The organism is Streptomyces sp. NPDC058665, assembly GCF_042714995.1.
GTDB lineage: Bacteria > Actinomycetota > Actinomycetes > Streptomycetales > Streptomycetaceae > Streptomyces.
On sequence record NZ_JBHXRX010000024.1, the window covers coordinates 87,266 to 103,484 of the forward strand.

The following is a 16,219-nucleotide window of genomic DNA, read 5'->3' on the forward strand; positions in this document are numbered from 1 at the left end:
TTATACATGAGTGGCAACCTCCTTCGTGCAGCTACTTTCAGCCAACCTTGCCGAGGGGCGTCCGTGAATCGCGGACAACGCCTATGCGGGGCGCGCCGGATGACCTCGCGGCGGAGCGCAGGCGGACCGGAGGGGCCCCGGGCCGATGCTTGTTTGAGCGGGGCGAAGCCAACGAGTGTCCGGCAACCTGGGTCTACCGCCAGCCCAACCGCAAGACGCCGGCTGTCTCGGGCTCATCACGCTCGATCAGATCACCGCCCCTGCTGGACAAGACGGAACAGCGGCGCCACGGTCGAGTCGCCGACTGTCCCCGTCGCCGGGATCGATGGCCCGGAGCCCCCGCGGCCGTCGAAGCCCTGGTGTGGATCTGAGATCCACCCACCAACAGGCCCGGCCGGGGGAGGCCTGGCCCGCCTATGTCCAACGGGCCAGGCGGCAGGGGGGCTTCACCGCGTCTCAACGGCGGGCACGGCAGACGCCCGCCGCCACAGCGGGCCGGGAAGAGCCGCAAGACCGCGACGAGAGCAGCGGCCGAAAGCGCGCAGGGCTTAGAGAACACCCAGTGCGGTGTCGGGCCGGCAGAAAGGGCATGGCTCCACACCGGCCGCGAGCAGCCGCACCGCCTCGTCCCGGCCGGCAGGCCGGCTGATGCCTGCCGGGTGGCAGTCGCCACGGTGGACACCCACGGCCTCCCCGGAGGCGCGGGACTGCTCGATGACCCACTCCGCAGCTGGCGGGCGGACACGATCCCGGGTCCCGGTGGCCCGCTGCCCGGTGGCGGCCTCCCCCTCGGCTTCGGCGAGCGCGCGCCGGACGTGCCCGAGCCAGATGGTGAGCTGCTTCTCGATGACTCGGAGGCGTGACACATCGGGAGGCAAGTCGAACATGAGTACGAGTCTAGAGCGTCTCGCATACGGGTCCTCTTTACGGCCGCCTCCAGGACGTACCGGCTGGCCGCGCAATGGGCCTCCGGGCACGATCAGCGGACACGAGCCCCGGAGCGGGTGTGCTCGAGGCTGGCGGACAGAGGCCGCCGGGAGTCGCTGCGGTACGACGTTTTCCCTCGTGGGGGTGACCGGTCGGCGGATCACGACCGACTCCCGTACGGGCGCCGGTACCAAGGGGGCATGATCACAAAGTTGCGCACAGCTCTGTGCGCCATGCTCGCGGCCGTCGCGCTGCTCGGCGGCGCGCCGGCCCACGCGGCCGAGGTGACGCTTCCCGACGCGATCCGGGCTCTGTCCGTGGCTGCGGAGACCAACGACGGGTACGAACGCACGGCGTTCCGTCACTGGATCGACGAGGACCGGGACGGGTGCTCGACGCGCGCCGAGGTCCTCATCGAGGAGTCCCGTACCGAGCCGGTCGTCGAGGCCAACTGCCGCATCATCTCGGGCACCTGGCATTCGTATTACGACGGCCGGGTCGTGACCGATCCGTCAGAGCTGGACATCGACCACATGGGCCCGCTCAAGGAGGCCTGGGGCTCGGGCGCCAAGTTCTGGACCAAGGAGCGCCGCCAGGCGTACGCGAACGATCTGACGGCCGAGCGCAGTCTGGTCGCGGTCACGGCCGCGACCAACAGGTCCAAGGCGGACAAGGACCCGGCGCAGTGGCTGCCACCGCTCGCCGATGCCCGCTGCACGTACATCGCGGACTGGGTGTCGACGAAGCTGCGCTGGTCCCTGTCCGTCGACCAGGCCGAACATGACGCCCTGCTGCGCGTTGCTGACGGCTGTGGGTATCAGCGGGTGACGTACGAGTCTGCCGCGTAGACGACCGCCGCGGACGCCCGCCACCGGAACTTCCGCTCCGGGGGCGGGCGTCCGCGCGTTCGCGCATCGTTCGGTTCACCCCCCGTGAGCGCACACCGAGGCGTAGGGCTCTCGTCGTCGCGGTCTCGGGGCCGGCAGGGGCGGAGCGGAAGGTGCGCGGTCCGCCGTGCGGTGTGTGACGTGAGCCACACTTTTTCGAGAACGACCGTTTGCTTTCTTCGCGCAAAATTCGCAATGAGGACTGGACCAATTCGCCGCGTGCGCTGGTCACCGGGGGGCTGAACGGGTGACCTGGGAGGGGCGTTGGTGCTGCGTAGCGGGCGCGAACAAGTGTCTGTGACCAGGGGATTGCACCGTGTAGTTCTTTTCGCGTTGCCTGTGCACACATCGTGATGCCTGGCAGTCATCTGGGTGGAGGGCGCACAACGGCGCACTCCCGGGCCTTCATTCTGGGGAGGGAATGCGCACCGGGCCCGCCTTACCCAGGAGGGGAATCCACCAGCCGATGGCCATCGGACTCGCCGGGGACGTGACCATGCTGGCTGTCGCGGTCCGGGTCTTCGGGCGTGACGCCGTCGTCCTGCTGCGCAGGATGGCCGCCGCGGGCGTACGCGCCGGCGTCACGGAGATGAACCGCCATCACCGCGACGGCGGCGGTGAGCGGTGACCGAGGAACCCGTCCCGCAGGGCCTCCGGCGCCCAGCCGATGTCCCGTCACCCCCAGCGCCTGCCGGTGGAGTTCGCCGCCTTCCACCAGATGCACCGGCCCAAGTACGTCCGCTACGCCAAGTCGTACCTCCACAACCTGGCCGACGCCGAAGAAGCCGCCGACGCGGCCTTCGAGCGGATCTACCGCAGCTGGCCCCGGGTCCTGGTCAGCGAGAACCACGAGGCGTACGCGTGGCAGATCCTCCGCAACCAGGTCCACGACCACGAGAAGGCACGCCGGCGGAGGCCCCTGCTCGACGCGGCCGCGTTCGACACCGCCGCCCTGCGCGAGACGACCGACCCCATCGGCCAGCTGACGGAGCCCCTGACCCTGCTGCGGGCCTTCAGGGAACTGACCGACCGCCAGCAGGACGTCATGGTCCTGCTCCACCTCCACGACCTCACCCCCGCCGAGATCGCCGACGAACTCGGCATCGCCGCCGCCACCGTCCGGTCGACCGCCCGCTACGCCAGGCTGCGCCTGGCGGCGATCCTCGACCCGGACCGCACCACGGAGGGACACACCGATGACCTCGCACGTTGAGGACCTGCTCTCTCGTGCCCGCCTTGTCCACGAGCCCTACACCCAGGCCGACATCGACGCCGCCGAACAGCGGCTCGCCGCCCGGATCGCCGCCCCGCCCCCGCCCCCCGCACCGGCCAGACCGGCGGCATGGGACGAACGCGCCGCCACACGCGATCTGCAGACGCTGTGCGAGACGGTGGTCACCTCCACCGCCCTGGACGTCCTCGAGGACGCGTTCGTCCTGGCGCAGCCGCTGCCCGACCCGCAGGGCGCCCGTGTCCTGGGCTGCATTCTCCAGCTCACCCGTTCCGACGAAGCCGCCCGCGACTGGTGGCAGTACGCCGCCGGCGACGGAGACGCCGCCGCCTACTGCCTCCACCTCCATCACCTCGCCCGCGGCGAGCGCGCCGAAGCACGCTGGTGGCACCAGCAGGCCGAACGCACCCTGGAGCCCCCGCCCACCGCCAGGGAACCGGCCACACCCGGGCCGGCCGGCACGTGTGCCGATCCCGCCGTGCCTTCCGGTATCACCACCGTGCTCGACCAGGCAGCCCTCACGGACTTCAGCGTCCTGCCCACGACCCTGCGGCTCATCAACGCGCTGAGGAAAGCCAGCCGCGAGGTCAGCACGGAGTGGCCCACCGACCTCCGGGCCCTCCTGGACTACGTGCCCGCCGCCGTCGGGTACGTCGACGAAGACCTGGACCTGCCCCTGCCCGACCCCGGATTCACCGACTGGATCCGCGCCCTGACCGCCGCCCGACGCCGGATGAACTCCGCCGTCAGAGCCGCCAGACGTCACGGTCAGAAGATGTTGCCTGAACGTCCTGCGGCCTCAGCGGGACACTCCCCGTGGCGCCGGCAGGCGAAATCCTGCACCTGACACGCCGTACTGCCCCGTTCCCCGGAGGCAGACCGACCCGGCTCGCACCCAGAACCCAGGGCGGGGTCGGCGACCCACCGGACTTAGCACTTACACGGCGAGCCGGCAGTGCGAGGTGACAGCTCGGGACTCAGGCGTTGTCAGTGGTCGCGGGTAGCGTTGGGCTATTCGAGTCGACCGGGGTGAAGTGCCTGCCGGGACTCATGGCGGGCGGGGAGACGCGCGTGAGCGAGGAACAGAGCAAGGGCAGCGGGCAGGACCAGTACGGCCCTGTTGAGGACCTCTACTTGTCCATCCTCTTGGACTTCCTGAACTCCGAAGGGGGCAAGGGGTCAGCGATGACTGTCAGCCTGATGATGGGCGGGACCTTGGTCTGCGGCGAGTTGGTCGGTCACGACCGGTGGTTGGACGAACTGAACGCCCTCCTGCGTGGTGCCGGCGGCAGTGCGGAGCTGCTGGGGAAGCTTTTCAGAGCGGTTGACGAGAAGAGTGAACCTCTCGGCGAGGGGGAGCCGTTCAACTTCATTCACTTGCGCGATGTTCTCGTGCTCACCAACTACCGCGGGACGTTGAACGGGGATGCGGCGCAAGGGTTGAGGCATCCGCTGTGGCGTGGTCGTCTGTCCGATGTCCAGGGTTGGACTGTGGGGCGCCCGGCATGACTCCTGACGAGCTGCATCAGAAGCTTGCCGCGTACGACCAGGCCGTGCGCGCGGCGGGCAACAGCGACCGGAGTCTGCCCGCGGGCGAGCGGTGGGCGCTGGGTGTCGCGGCCCCGCAGCTTGCCGAGCACGCTCCGAGCGACCGGATCAACCCGACGTGCACGGGGTGTCCTGGTGAGCCGTGGCCTTGCAGTAAGGCGAATGGTGCCATGGTCATGGCCGACCCCCGGTACAACTGAGAGCCGTCCCTTCTCAAGAGTCAGGACTGAGGGAGGATCACATGGGCCCAACCGGCCGGGTGTCGGCCGCCTTCGCGGCGGCCGCCACTGAAGCCCGTACGGGGATCGAGCAGGCGATTGCCCGTATGTGGCAGGAGTTCTTGCAGATCACAGACCCGGCCGACTTGGCGGCCGACCCGGTGACCGCCCGGATCACGGAGGCGTTCAGCGCTTTCGAGATTGCCCAGCAGGAGGCCGGAGAGTACGAGCGGTACGCCTTGTCCCGTCTGCGCCAGAGCGTGGAAGCCGAGGTGGAGGCCCAGCGGGCGTACGACACGGAGAAGGGCCGCCGCCAGCACCGCTGGTACCCCGACGGCCCCATCGCCATCGCCGCTGCTGAGGAAGCCGCCACCGCCGTGATTGTCCGATGACCGTGTGTGTCGGCGCCAGAGCGCCTTCCCCGCTAATCCCGCGCGCCGAACTCGCGGCCGAGTTCGCCCAGCAGGTACTCGTAGCGGTCACGCTGCTTCTCGATGAACACCAACTGCACCCGGTTCCGCGTCAGGCCCATCCGCGCGACAGAGCCGTGGTCCAGCAGCCGGTGCAGAGTGAACACCGGCGAGCCTTCCTCGTTGTCCTCGTAGCGGCCTGGACCCGCGAACGCGTCCAAGGTCACGCTCCTTGGACCAGGTGCGTCCGGTTCGTTTGTTCGACTGGAGCAGGATCGGCCACCACGCGTCGAAGTACCGCTTGTACAACCGGTGCTTCGCCTCCGTCGCCGGCTCCAGCGGCCACAGCACACTCATGCCTCTCCCCCTCCGCCTTGCCCACCCCGCACAACTCTTCGTCACCGCGATTGTCGTCTGTGTAACACCCAGGGCGCCAGGGGTCCTACACACAGCAACCCGTCTCCCGATCGTGTGCCGGACCCCGATGACGCCAGCCAGGTCGGCCAGTTGCGCCGGGCTGCCGCCGCTGGCCAGTGTGGCGGCCAGCAGGTGCACGGACGACGCCTCGAGCGGTCTGTCCTTCAGATGGGGCCATGCCGGGGTGGCCTCGACGATCGGCGCGGGCCGCGGCCGGCGGCACCGGTACGCGACTCGCCGTCAGGCCGTCGGCGGCCGACCTGTGGGCGTGGCCTGGTCGGCGGGCTGGTCCAGTTGCTGCTGGCGGCGCCGCTGCTCGTTGCGGTCTCCGGGGCGGCCCCCAGACGGATCGGCGGTGGTTGCGCGCTGAGCGGTCGGCGGGATTCGCCGCCGACCGCTCAGCGCCTGCCGGCAATTGACCGGACCGACGATCGCGGGGGCCCTCGCGGCAACGCGGCCGCCCGCGGCAATGTCCCGAAGTCGTGGGGGAGCCCCACAGTGTCCGACGGGCCTATCCGACCCCCCGATCGTGATCGGAGGTCGCACCCAGCATCGACGGCCTAGGCCACGCGCTCAACAGCAATCGGGAGGGGAATGGTGAAACGGTCCGAGGAATCTCGCTGCTGACCTGCAAAGCCCTGCGATGCGGAGCACTGGATGTGCAATGCGTAGTGCGGACCGAGGACGGGTCTATACCCCGCTTATCCCCGTGCGCATCCAGGGAGCGGTCAGACCAGGACCCGGCATGCGCCAACATTCAGAACAGCCACTCGTACGGGCGACGGCAACCGCCCGTACGTGAAGGCCATTTGGGGAGCCCGAAAACAGACCGACAGGAGAACAATCATGTCTCACACCGCTCTCGCCGGGTGCGTCCTGCCCGGCGACCAGCCGCTGACCGATCACGAGGTGACCGTCGTCGTGGTCGTCCTGGTCCTCGCCGTGCTGCTTGCCCTGGCGGGGATGCCGGCCTTGTCGGTGCTGGTGCTGCTCGCCGAGGCGACGGACACGGCCTTCCGCCTGGTCCGCCGTGCGCGCGCTGCGACGGCGAAGGGCTGAGCCATGGGCCGACGGGAGAACCCGATCGCGCCATGCGACCGGGAGCTGGAGAAGCTGGTCCGCTCATTGCGGGATCAGCGTGCCCGAGCGGGCCTGACCTACTCGCAGCTCGCCGCGCGATCCGAGTTCAGTGCCTCGACGCTGATCCGGGCCGCGTCCGGTGAGCAGGTGCCGAAGCTGCAGGTAGTTCTGGCCTACGCCGAGGGCTGCGGCGCCGACCCGGACGATGCCGAGCGGCTGTGGAAGCGAGCCCGCTACCGCGCCGCCCGCGGCGACGACGACGGGCATGTGCCGCACCCCTGCTACGTGCGGGACATCAGGGCATTACACGCGGCGCTGGTCGATCTCTACAGGAAGGACGGCGCCCGGACGTACGAGGAGCTGGAGAATGCCAGTGACGGCGTGCTGGCCCACGCCACCATCTGGCGGTTCCTCCACCAGAAATGCAGACGCCCATCCCGCGAGTTCGTCCTCGCGTTCGCCCAGGCGTGCGGAGAGAAGGGGAGGTCGCTTCGGGAATGGGGGCAGGCATGGGACCGGTCCGAGGAACAACGGCTGAACCCCGGTGGGGTCGGCGCACGGCGGCGTTCGAACCTCCTGGTTGAAACCGGCCGTTACTTCGAGCCCCGGGTGCAGGTGTTCTCGGACCCGGCACGCACCCCCGACGGGCAGGAGAGCCGACGACTCATTTTCGAGGTCGACGCTCATCCGGCACTGACCAAGGGAGTCATCACAACCACGGCGAGGATGCTCAGTCAGGTTCTTGAAGGCGCACGGCGCAGGAGCCTCACGCCACCTGCGCCGCTCGCACCAACGATCAGCGCTGGGGCGAACAGCCGGTCCGCGTTCGCTGTGGCCGCCGCGCTGAACGCGGCGAACCGCCAACGCCGCGCGCCGTCGTAGGCCCCCGGCACTCGTGAAGGTGCCGAACAACGGGGCCCTGGCGCCCACAGGCGCCAGGGCCTTCGTGTCGTACGGCTCGCGGCTCACACCGCAGCGGCCGCCTTCGAGGGGCGGCCCCAGCTCTGGCCCCGGTCGATCGCCGTGAGCAGCACCGGCTCCCGGCCAGCCGCCGCGAGCGAGGCGTCGTCGGGCAGGCCCGCCTCGGCGAGGACAGACAGCTGCACCGTGTGCTCGATGCCCTCCGCCCACGCGGCCCGCACGGCCTGACGGGCCGCGACGCGGGCCTGCAGCTCGGCGGTGGAGTCCTCCTCGCCCGCCCGGCGAAGTTCGGCGAGGGCGCGGCCGCGGGCGGCGACGTCGTCCAGGAGCACGGCGGCCTTCTCGGCGTCCGGCACTACCGGCGCCCCGACGGCGGTCGGCTTCACGCCCCGGCGCAGCTGCTCCACGGCTCTCCCCTTCGATCTTCAGCGGACGGGCAAACATACCATCGAAGCGCGATCCATGAGTGTTTCAAGTGCGATCCAAGCGCGATTCAAGTAGGATGGGTGCGGAGGTGACCCCTGTGGCAAACGATGAGCAGGCACTGTTCAGCGCGGTCGACGCACTGCTGGAAGAAGTCGCTCAGGACCCCCTGCCGCCACCCACGGAGCGCAAGCGTCTACGGGAAGCGGCCGGACTGAGCCAGGAACAGATCGCGAAGGCCTTGCGGGCCCGCAGGGAGGCGGTGGGGAACTGGGAGACCGGCAAGACCGAACCGCGGCCGCCGAAGCGCGCCGCCTACGCCCGGCTCCTCGAGGGCCTCGCCGCACGGTTCCCCGCCCCGGACACCGAAGCAGCCGGCCCGGCCGAAGTACTGGCAGTCTCGGAGGTGTTCACCGGCCCGACCAAGCCGGCCGTGCAGACGCCTGCTCCGGAACCGGCACGGACGCCTGCCGCGACCGCGGCGGCGCCGGTACGTCCGGCGGCGAGCAGCACCAGGCCGACGTCGTCGTCGCGGCGTCCGGGCGCGAAGAAGGCGGCGAAGACGTCCACCACGGCGGCGTCCGGCCAGGCGACCGCCGACCCGCGGTTCGAGAACGGCCCGTTGGCCGTGGTGGACGTCGATCAGGACGGGGTGGTGTCGGCGTACTGCGTCTGCGGCCTGGTCCTCGATGTTCCCGCTAAGTCGATTCCGGCGCTGGTGGAGTGGACGTTGAAGGAGGCGCGGCTGGGGCAGGCGAGGCTGCACCGCAACGGCCGCGACGCCGATCCGATCCTCGTGTTGATGCCGTCGTCGCTGGAGCGCTACGGCCTGCCCGCCGCCCTGTCGGAGGAAGAGCGGCGGGCCGGCCGTCTCCCGGCCGGGCACAAGGTTCTCAAGCAGCTGGAGCGCGCCGAATGGCAGCTCACCCAGCGCGGGTTCGGCCCGTGGGCGCGGATCTACCGCCCGGCCGACGGCGCGAAGCGCAACTGCGTGCAGCTGTGCATCCCGGCCTGGAACGCGCTGGACGTCCGTGAGTGGGACAACAAGGACCACCCGATCCTGCCGACGATGGGCGCGGCGGACCTGGCCCGATTCCTGGGCACGTACGCGTCGCGGGTGATGACGCCGCGCGGCACGACGGCCGTCACGGGTCTCGAGCTGATGACGGCGCTGCACCCGCCGACGATGGCGGTGAAGGACGAGGCGACGGGGGAGTGGCGTAGCGGGCCGGCGCCGGGCGCGCTGACCGCCGTGTATGAGCCGGTGGAGTGTGAGGTGCCGGACGGGCACCCGGTGTTGAAGGGCAGGTTCGCGCGTTATCACCAGCGGACTCCTGCCGAGATGCTGATGGAGGAGTCGTACGACTGGTGCCGGCCGCTGACGGACGCGGAGTGCACCAGGCAGTTCGTCGTCGGGATCGACGTCAACATGGCGTTCGCCGCGGCCGCGAACCGGCTCACCGTCGGCCTGGGCGGACCCACGCACGTCCAGCGCCCGGCGTTCGACGCGAAGCTGCCCGGCTCGTGGCTGGTCGACCTGTCCCACATCGAGCTCGATGAGCGGCTGCCCAGCCCGTTCACGGCGCGGGGGGAGCGTCCGGAGGGCCCGGCCTGGTACGCCACACCGACCGTCGCGTACGCGGTGGAGCTCGGCTTCGACGTCGCGCCCCTGGAGGCGTACGTACGGTACGAGCACGGCGGCTACCTGGACGCCTGGTACCAGCGGCTGCGCGACGCCTACATGGCCACGATGGCCGACCTCGGCGTCGTGTCCGGCATGGACGAGCAGGCGTTCCTCGAGGCGATGGCGCAGCACAAGCAGGTCGACCCGGAGATGGCGCTCGTACTGAAGGCGATCAAGGCGACCGCGAAGGGCGGCATCGGCAAGCTCCGTGAACGGCCGCGCAGCACGGCGCTGTTCGAGCCGTGGCCGGCACTGGAGCGCAAGGAGTGGCGCCCCGACATCCGGGCCGCCGTCCTGTCGGCCAGCCGGATCAACATGCACCGCAAGATGCGGAAGGTCGCCGCGGCCGCCGACCTGTACCCGGTCGCGGTCGGCACCGACTGCGTCGTCTACCCCTCCGACGGACCCTCGCCGCTGGACTTCCTGCCGCACACTGAGGACGGCAAGCCGCTGCCCGGCGGGTTCCGGCTCGGCGTGTCGCCCGGGATGGTCAAGCACGAAGGCACCCAGACCGTGCTCTGGGCTGAGGAGCAGTACGAGAAGCACGGCCTGGTGAACATCGCCCGCATCATCAAGACCGGCGGCACCGCCGCCGACGACGGGGAGTGACGATGGCCGACAACCTCGGGGAGAGCCTGGACCGCGCGGTCGAAGGGGCGTTCACCCGCCCGATCCCGAAGTCCGCGCAGGCGCAGATGAAGTACCTGGTGAAACAGCTCAAGGGCACCAGGGCCGCCGCGCAGGCGCTGGGGGTGTCCCAGCGCACCGTGGAGCGGTACGTCGCAGGGAAGCTCAAGCGGCCCCGCCGCGACCTCGCCGCGCGCATAGAGCGCGAGGTGAAGAAGCGGTGGCAGCCGCAGATCCGGGCGAAGGCGAAGAAGAAGGCCGCCTCCACCGACGGCATCGTCGTCAGCACGAGGGCACGGTTCGGGTTCACCGCAGCGCCGGGTACCACCGACGACGCCCGGGTCCGCCACATCACCCAGGCCCTGTCCCCCCGCTGGGCGGAGCGGCTGTTCGAGGCCCGCGACGCCGGCGCCACCGAGAACCAGCTCCTGAACATCGCCGCGCAGGGACTGGGCGAGCACTACTTCCGCGACAACGGCCGCCGCGCCCACGACCTGGACGTGGAGTTCACCGACGTCGAAGAGATCGAGATCGGCCTGTAGTCCGCACGTAAACGCCTCGTCCCAGGCATTGAAGCTGCCTGGGACGAGGCGTTTCGCATGGATGAAGGCTGGGCCGTGAAGCCTCAGAGGCTGTTTCTGATCCCCGGGGCTTTGGCCACCTCCGGACCGGCTCATATGATCACGACATGGCGATGACGGGCTTAGAGGACCATGTGACAACGGCAGAGAACTACCGGCGCTTCGCCGCGCACGAGGCGGCGGGACGATCCCCCGCCTACGAGACGCTGGCCCTCGCGGTGGCGTCCGACCCAGATGTACTGGGTTTCCTGGGCACCCTGCCCGCCAACAAGCGCCAGCCGAACCTGCTGTTCGCCGCGGCCCGCCACATGCTGCGCGCGGCGCCCGACCCGGACGCTCTACGGGAAGTGGCCACCACACAGGCCGGGGAACTGCGGGCACTGATGCTGTCCCGGCGCACCCAGACCAACGAACCGGGCCGCTGCGCAACACTCCTGCCCGCGCTGGCTGCGCTCGATGGGCCGCTCGCCCTGATCGAGGTCGGCGCGAGCGCCGGACTGTGCCTGAACATCGACCGGTACTCCTACGACTACGGCCACACACACCTGACCGGCCGTGACCCACAGGCGCCGACACTCCGGTGCCGGGCGGAAGGACCTCACCCGGAACTGCGGATGCCCGAGGTGGCATGGGCGACCGGCATCGACCTCAACCCGCTCGATCCGTCTGATCCCGAGGACCGGTCCTGGCTCGAGTGCCTGGTGTGGCCAGGGCAGACAGCCCGCCACGAACGCCTCGTCTCCGCACTCGCAACCGCACAGCGCCATCCGGTGCCCGTACACGAAGGCGACCTGCTCGAAGCGCTGCCGGCCCTCGTCGCACAAGCGCCCCCGGACACGCGCGTCGTGGTGTTCCACTCAGCGGTGCTGGTATACGTCAGCCCGCAACTCCGCGCCGACTTCGCCGCGCTGGCCCGCGAACTCGATGTCGTATGGATAGCGAACGAGGGGCCGGGCGTGGTCGCCGACGTCACGCCGCCCCAGTTCGAGACCTCGCCGTTCGTCCTCACCGTCGACGGCGCGCCTGTCGCCTTCACCCACCCGCACGGCGACTGGATCCGCTGGACGTAAGAGGGTGCTTTGACCCGTTGTTTCACCCTTTCTGCTTACGTCGGCGCCTTGCGGAGATCATGGCCCGTCGCCGGGCGGTGGGCGTCGAGCCGCCATCGGAACCGACGTTGTTCCTGAACGTGGGACTGGTCAGGCTTCGTCGGGCCTGGGCTTCCTCGTCCAGGCGGTAGGGGCGCCTTTGCGGGTCAGCCGCTTGGTCATCAGTGTGATCGCGGCCCACGTGATCAGCGCCTCGGAGTGCTGGATGAGCCGTTCGTAGTCTCGCGCGTGCCGGCGGGCGTTCATCATCCAGGCCAGCGACCGTTCGACCACCCAGCGGCGGGGCAGGACGATGAATCCAGAGGTGCCCTTCGGGCGGCTGACGGTCTTGATCGTCAGGTTGAGATGGCGTTTTGCCCAGATCACGAGCTTTCCCGCGTAGGCGCGGTCGGCCCAGACGAGGGTGATCTCCGGGTGCATCAGTCGCAGGCGGAAGAGGACTTCCTTCGCTGCGGCGGAGTCATGGAGATCGGCCGGGGTGACCATCACCATCAGCGGCAGGCCACGGGTGTCGACCACGAGATGCCGCTTGCGGCCATTGATCTTCTTTCCCGCGTCGTAACCACGGCTCTCCTTGCCGACGGTCGAGGCCGCCTTCACCGACTGCGAGTCGATGATGGTGGCAACAGCCCTCGGCCCTTTGCCCATCTCCCGGCGGATCCGGCCTGCGAGGATGTCGCGGATCTGCCCGATAACACCGCGTGCCGCCCAGCGGGCCATGAAGCCCCAGACGGTCCTTCATGGAGGGAAATCCGCAGGTAAGGCCCGCCATTTGCAACCGGTGTCCACGACATAGCGGATCGCATCCACGATCTCGCGGCGGGGATGCTTCTCCGGTGCCCCGCCGCGAGGCGTGTCGCAGGCCGGGGTTGGCAACAGCGGCTCGATCAGGGCCCACTCGGCGTTCGAGGTGTCCGAGGGGTAACGGGGGTGACGCATCTTCTTCTCCATGAACTGCGGCGGGGTCCGGCCGGCTTCGCCGGTCGGCCCCCGCGGAATCGGTCAGGCGCTGCTGATGAGGTCGAGGGTGGATTCGATGGAGTTGAGCTGGGCGACGATGTGCCGTACCCATTTGTCGTTCGGGTGGGCGGCGGCGTGCGGGGCGACGGTGCCGGTGATGAACCGGCGGAACTGGGTGAGTTTCTCGCCTACCACCTGCCGTTCGTAGGCTTCCAGCGCGGCCCGTTCCGCGCCGAGCTGGTAGCCGTCGGCGCGCGTCCAGATCAGCGGCGGCCAGCCCTTGGACGCGGCCTCGTCCTTGAGCGCGGCCAGACCGGAGCGGACCTGGCTCTGAGAGAGCGCGCTGGCGCGGACCAGCTGGTGCAGGACCAGCCCGGCCGGACGTGCTTCGAACAGCACGAAGCGGACGGTGTCGGCATGCCGTCTGGCGGCGTCGCCCTTGCGCCGTGAGGCGCGGGCCACGGCTACTCGCCCCGCAGGATGGCCGCGAGCTCGTCGTCCATGTCGACCTTGCCGGTGTCGACCGCCGTCTCGATCCAGTCCAGCGTCGCCCGGACTTTCGCGATGTTCTGGTGCACGATCGCGGACTCGTCCTCGCCCAGGGTCCGGTCGCGCAGCCCCGGGACCGTGCGGCCGGCCGCGGCCACGAACACGTGGCAGGCGGTGACCAGGTCCAGGAACTCCACCGTCCGGTCGATATTGCGGACCGCCGGGGCGACCGGGCTGGTGTCCTCGAAGTGCTGACGGGCTTGCCGACTCCGTTCGTTCTGGGCATGGTTGACCTGGAAACGGGCGTGGTCGTCGCTCATCGCCTTGAACGCGACGTCCGGCCGCCGGAGCAGGTTCGTCGCCGCCGTGGTGGCGACATGCTCGTCGCGGGTGAACTCCTCCACCACCCGGGTCTTGTCCACCGGGGTGACCGAGGCCGTCACCTCCGGCCGTTTCAGGAAATCGCTGGTCACCGCTGCGGCGACCTGGTCGTCCTGGGCCAGCGAGTGGATAGCGGTGATCTTCTCCTGAGGCGTGATGGGCGTCTCGACCTGGTTGCCCACGTAGCGGCGGGCGTCGTCCGGCACCCACCGGGTTTTGCCCTCGGGCGGAGTGAGGATGACGGCGAACCGCTCCTGTTCGTCCTCAATGAAAGCCAGCGTCCGGTGAACGGTGAAGGAGACACCGGGCTGACGACGATCGGCCGGCCAGCGCGAGGACGTCCACCTCGCCGACTTCACCGTGCTGAACTTCAGGCCGATATCCTCGGCCAGCCGCGTCAGCGTCGCGGTCACCGACCACTCCGGGTCGGTCGGCACCCCGCCGCCCGTCTCCCGCATCGGCTCGATCTCCAGGGCGCGGTCCCCGATCGTGAACTGCCCGCGCGTCTGCTCTTCCACCACGTCCCGCAGCTCGGCCACGATCTGCTCGTAGCGGGACAGGGTCACTTCTCCGACGTTGTCGATCTCCTCCGGCATGGTGCTGTCACCATCCATGCGGGCCGGGGCACGAAGCTGAAGTTCGTGACGTGGACACGACCCGCTCATCACCGAGAGTCAGACCGGAAATCCACTGATCACAATGAATGACCGCAAATGACCGACTGCTGAACGAAGTTGGGCTCAGGACGCGTTCGCGATGCGGTCACTGTGACCGTTCGCCGAACGTTTTCTTCCGTCGCCGCCAGGCCCTCACCTTGCACCGGCCCGAGCAGAAGAGCGCCGTCGACCTCCGGTCGACGCCGGCCACCCACCGGACCCCGCACTCGGGACACTCGACCTCGCCAACCCCGCCCCGCACGGCCGCCAAGCGCTTGCGCAACCGGCGTTCCCTACGCCACTGCCTGGCACGACACGCTGAGGAACAGAACAAAGCGTCAGGCCGGGCACCCGGCCCCAGCCGTTCGCCACAAGCCCGACAGTCCCTCTCCCCGGCCCGCCCGGTGCCCTCGGACACCACGCCAGCGTAGGACCCAAGGCTACTTAGAACCGGGGATCAGAAACAGCTACTTAACGACGATCCCGACCTTGCCCACCTCGTCGATCTCATCGACATCCTTCCGCGACCGGATGTCTCGGCCTTCTGGGGCGACGGTGAAAACACCGTCGGGTCCAAGATCGGCTACAGGCTCCGGGAAATCCTGGGCGGCACTGGCCATCGGGGCGACGTGGACTACCTCGCGGTCTACGTCCTGAAGTACCTCGGACGAGGCAACAAGCACATTTTCGAGGAGAAGATCACGCGCCATCTGACCGGGGTGAGCGGGTTGCCCGCCGCAGGCCATGCCTGGGTAGAGGACGCCACACGTACCGCATGGATCCTGGTCAACCGGTACAGCCTTCCGTTCTGGCGCAGCGGGCGTTCCCCAGGGCACCACTGGATCAATAACTGAATCGAGCCGCCGTTCGTAGGGGCCGACAGACCACCCGGTGCGCCGGGGTGATGACCGCAGAAATCCGTGAATCGCCGAGCCCTGCGCTGAGTGTCATCCGGATCACCTCGCTCCAGAGGGGCTCGATCGCCGAATCTCCGCCCGTACGAATACGGCCCGGGACCGAGATCCGCGACGTCGCCCGTTCGGGTGCCGGCCCCGCCGACCTGCCGGCCCGGGGCCAGGGGCGGCGTAGCGTGGCGGGGACGGCATTCCCACTGCGGAGAGGTGTTCGGCATGGGTGAGGGCGACGTGCGGTGGACGATGCACGACGGGGAGCGGGTCGAGGTGCCAGCCACGATCGGCGGGATCCGCGCCGCGCTGCCCGAGGAGCGGCGAGCGCAGTTCGACGCGGAGATCGACGCGGCGAACATTGAAGAGCTCTACAACGTGGTGCGCCGGTGGATCGTAGAGCTGGCCTCGTTCCCGGAAGACGAGGACATCTTCGCGCAGCTGCGGGAGCAGGGAGCCGCGTGAGCCGGTATCAGATCGCCTACGCCCCCGTCGCCGAGGAGATTCTGAAGAAGATCGGCAACGCGGGGGCGTTCCGGTCCCGGATGAAACAGACCCTGGGCCGAGACCCGTATGGACACGGCTCGGAGGCCATGAAGGGCGAGCGGGACCGTCGCACTGCGACAATCCAGGGCGTGTTCGTCGTCTACTACGTAGCCCAGGCCGCGCTCACCGTCACCGCGGTCCGCCTCGTCCCGCCGCCGTGATCTGACGACCAGGACGAGCGTGCCGCTCTCCCGGCTGTTCTCAAGAGGGGATTCGTCA

20 protein-coding genes and 1 pseudogene are annotated in these 16,219 nt (G+C 69.4%); 14 read left to right on the forward strand and 7 right to left on the reverse strand.

Annotated features, from left to right (window positions below; translation table 11 throughout):
• Positions 1 to 548 precede the first annotated feature (548 nt).
• The gene (locus ACFWV8_RS17910; RefSeq protein WP_384202609.1) at positions 549 to 887 is read right to left on the reverse strand and encodes a DUF6233 domain-containing protein; all 339 of its coding nucleotides are present in this window, start codon (positions 885 to 887) and stop codon (positions 549 to 551) included.
• Between the two features lie 240 nt (positions 888 to 1,127).
• Here ACFWV8_RS17910 and ACFWV8_RS17915 point away from each other — a divergent pair, with 240 nt between their 5' ends.
• The 7 genes from ACFWV8_RS17915 to ACFWV8_RS17945 all read left to right on the forward strand — a co-directional run bounded on the left by ACFWV8_RS17915 (position 1,128) and on the right by ACFWV8_RS17945 (position 5,203).
• On the forward strand, positions 1,128 to 1,775 hold the full coding sequence (locus ACFWV8_RS17915; RefSeq protein WP_384202612.1) for an HNH endonuclease family protein: 648 nt from the start codon (positions 1,128 to 1,130) through the stop codon (positions 1,773 to 1,775).
• A gap of 505 nt (positions 1,776 to 2,280) precedes the next feature.
• Positions 2,281 to 2,442: a hypothetical protein gene (locus ACFWV8_RS17920; RefSeq protein WP_384202615.1), complete on the forward strand. Its 162-nt coding sequence runs from the start codon at positions 2,281 to 2,283 to the stop codon at positions 2,440 to 2,442.
• Between the two features lie 39 nt (positions 2,443 to 2,481).
• Positions 2,482 to 3,027, forward strand: coding sequence for an RNA polymerase sigma factor (locus ACFWV8_RS17925; RefSeq protein ID WP_384202617.1), 546 nt, complete (start codon positions 2,482 to 2,484; stop codon positions 3,025 to 3,027).
• Complete coding sequence (locus tag ACFWV8_RS17930) at positions 3,011 to 3,892, forward strand: hypothetical protein (RefSeq protein ID WP_384202620.1); 882 nt, start codon at positions 3,011 to 3,013, stop codon at positions 3,890 to 3,892. The genes ACFWV8_RS17925 and ACFWV8_RS17930 overlap by 17 nt, the downstream gene beginning before the upstream one ends.
• Positions 3,893 to 4,116: 224 nt before the next feature.
• On the forward strand, positions 4,117 to 4,554 hold the full coding sequence (locus tag ACFWV8_RS17935; RefSeq protein ID WP_384202623.1) for a hypothetical protein: 438 nt from the start codon (positions 4,117 to 4,119) through the stop codon (positions 4,552 to 4,554).
• Positions 4,551 to 4,793, forward strand: a complete 243-nt coding sequence (locus ACFWV8_RS17940; RefSeq protein WP_384202625.1) for a hypothetical protein — start codon at positions 4,551 to 4,553, stop codon at positions 4,791 to 4,793. Before ACFWV8_RS17935 ends, ACFWV8_RS17940 begins: the two co-directional genes overlap by 4 nt.
• A 41-nt stretch (positions 4,794 to 4,834) precedes the next feature.
• On the forward strand, positions 4,835 to 5,203 hold the full coding sequence (locus ACFWV8_RS17945) for a hypothetical protein (protein ID WP_384202628.1): 369 nt from the start codon (positions 4,835 to 4,837) through the stop codon (positions 5,201 to 5,203).
• A 32-nt stretch (positions 5,204 to 5,235) separates the two neighbouring features.
• Here ACFWV8_RS17945 and ACFWV8_RS17950 read toward each other — a convergent pair whose 3' ends face one another.
• Positions 5,236 to 5,442, reverse strand: coding sequence for a hypothetical protein (locus tag ACFWV8_RS17950; protein ID WP_384202630.1), 207 nt, complete (start codon positions 5,440 to 5,442; stop codon positions 5,236 to 5,238).
• A 1,042-nt stretch (positions 5,443 to 6,484) separates the two neighbouring features.
• Here ACFWV8_RS17950 and ACFWV8_RS17955 point away from each other — a divergent pair.
• Positions 6,485 to 6,697 (forward strand): hypothetical protein, encoded by a 213-nt coding sequence (locus tag ACFWV8_RS17955; protein ID WP_384202633.1) that lies wholly within the window; start codon positions 6,485 to 6,487, stop codon positions 6,695 to 6,697.
• A gap of 3 nt (positions 6,698 to 6,700) precedes the next feature.
• Complete coding sequence (locus tag ACFWV8_RS17960; protein WP_384202636.1) at positions 6,701 to 7,600, forward strand: helix-turn-helix domain-containing protein; 900 nt, start codon at positions 6,701 to 6,703, stop codon at positions 7,598 to 7,600.
• 83 nt (positions 7,601 to 7,683) lie between these two features.
• On the opposite strand, the gene ACFWV8_RS17965 is transcribed toward ACFWV8_RS17960, so the two are convergent.
• Positions 7,684 to 8,046, reverse strand: coding sequence for a hypothetical protein (locus tag ACFWV8_RS17965; protein WP_384202639.1), 363 nt, complete (start codon positions 8,044 to 8,046; stop codon positions 7,684 to 7,686).
• 95 nt (positions 8,047 to 8,141) lie between these two features.
• Here ACFWV8_RS17965 and tap point away from each other — a divergent pair, with 95 nt between their 5' ends.
• From tap to ACFWV8_RS17980, 3 genes are all read left to right on the forward strand, one after another.
• Positions 8,142 to 10,355, forward strand: coding sequence for a telomere-associated protein Tap (gene tap, locus ACFWV8_RS17970; RefSeq protein ID WP_384202642.1), 2,214 nt, complete (start codon positions 8,142 to 8,144; stop codon positions 10,353 to 10,355).
• Positions 10,356 to 10,357: 2 nt separating this feature from the next.
• The gene (tpg, locus tag ACFWV8_RS17975; RefSeq protein ID WP_384202644.1) at positions 10,358 to 10,915 is read left to right on the forward strand and encodes a telomere-protecting terminal protein Tpg; all 558 of its coding nucleotides are present in this window, start codon (positions 10,358 to 10,360) and stop codon (positions 10,913 to 10,915) included.
• A gap of 146 nt (positions 10,916 to 11,061) precedes the next feature.
• Positions 11,062 to 12,024 carry a DUF2332 domain-containing protein gene (locus ACFWV8_RS17980; protein ID WP_384202647.1) on the forward strand — a complete coding sequence of 321 codons (963 nt, stop codon included), beginning with the start codon at positions 11,062 to 11,064 and terminating at the stop codon, positions 12,022 to 12,024.
• 129 nt (positions 12,025 to 12,153) lie between these two features.
• Here the strand turns inward: ACFWV8_RS17980 and ACFWV8_RS17985 are convergent.
• The 4 genes and pseudogenes from ACFWV8_RS17985 to ACFWV8_RS18000 all read right to left on the reverse strand — a co-directional run bounded on the left by ACFWV8_RS17985 (position 12,154) and on the right by ACFWV8_RS18000 (position 15,259).
• Positions 12,154 to 13,002: pseudogene (locus tag ACFWV8_RS17985) on the reverse strand (IS5 family transposase).
• Between the two features lie 63 nt (positions 13,003 to 13,065).
• Positions 13,066 to 13,485: a RacP protein gene (locus ACFWV8_RS17990; protein ID WP_267067444.1), complete on the reverse strand. Its 420-nt coding sequence runs from the start codon at positions 13,483 to 13,485 to the stop codon at positions 13,066 to 13,068.
• Between the two features lie 2 nt (positions 13,486 to 13,487).
• On the reverse strand, positions 13,488 to 14,489 hold the full coding sequence (locus ACFWV8_RS17995) for a DUF6192 family protein (protein WP_384202724.1): 1,002 nt from the start codon (positions 14,487 to 14,489) through the stop codon (positions 13,488 to 13,490).
• 527 nt (positions 14,490 to 15,016) lie between these two features.
• The gene (locus ACFWV8_RS18000) at positions 15,017 to 15,259 is read right to left on the reverse strand and encodes a hypothetical protein (RefSeq protein WP_384202651.1); all 243 of its coding nucleotides are present in this window, start codon (positions 15,257 to 15,259) and stop codon (positions 15,017 to 15,019) included.
• Between the two features lie 420 nt (positions 15,260 to 15,679).
• Here ACFWV8_RS18000 and ACFWV8_RS18005 point away from each other — a divergent pair, with 420 nt between their 5' ends.
• Together ACFWV8_RS18005 and ACFWV8_RS18010 are read left to right on the forward strand one after the other, a co-directional pair.
• A complete protein-coding gene (locus ACFWV8_RS18005) occupies positions 15,680 to 15,919 on the forward strand; it encodes a hypothetical protein (protein ID WP_384202655.1) in 240 nt (79 codons plus the stop codon).
• On the forward strand, positions 15,916 to 16,161 hold the full coding sequence (locus tag ACFWV8_RS18010; RefSeq protein ID WP_384202658.1) for a hypothetical protein: 246 nt from the start codon (positions 15,916 to 15,918) through the stop codon (positions 16,159 to 16,161). Before ACFWV8_RS18005 ends, ACFWV8_RS18010 begins: the two co-directional genes overlap by 4 nt.
• Positions 16,162 to 16,219: the final 58 nt, after the last annotated feature.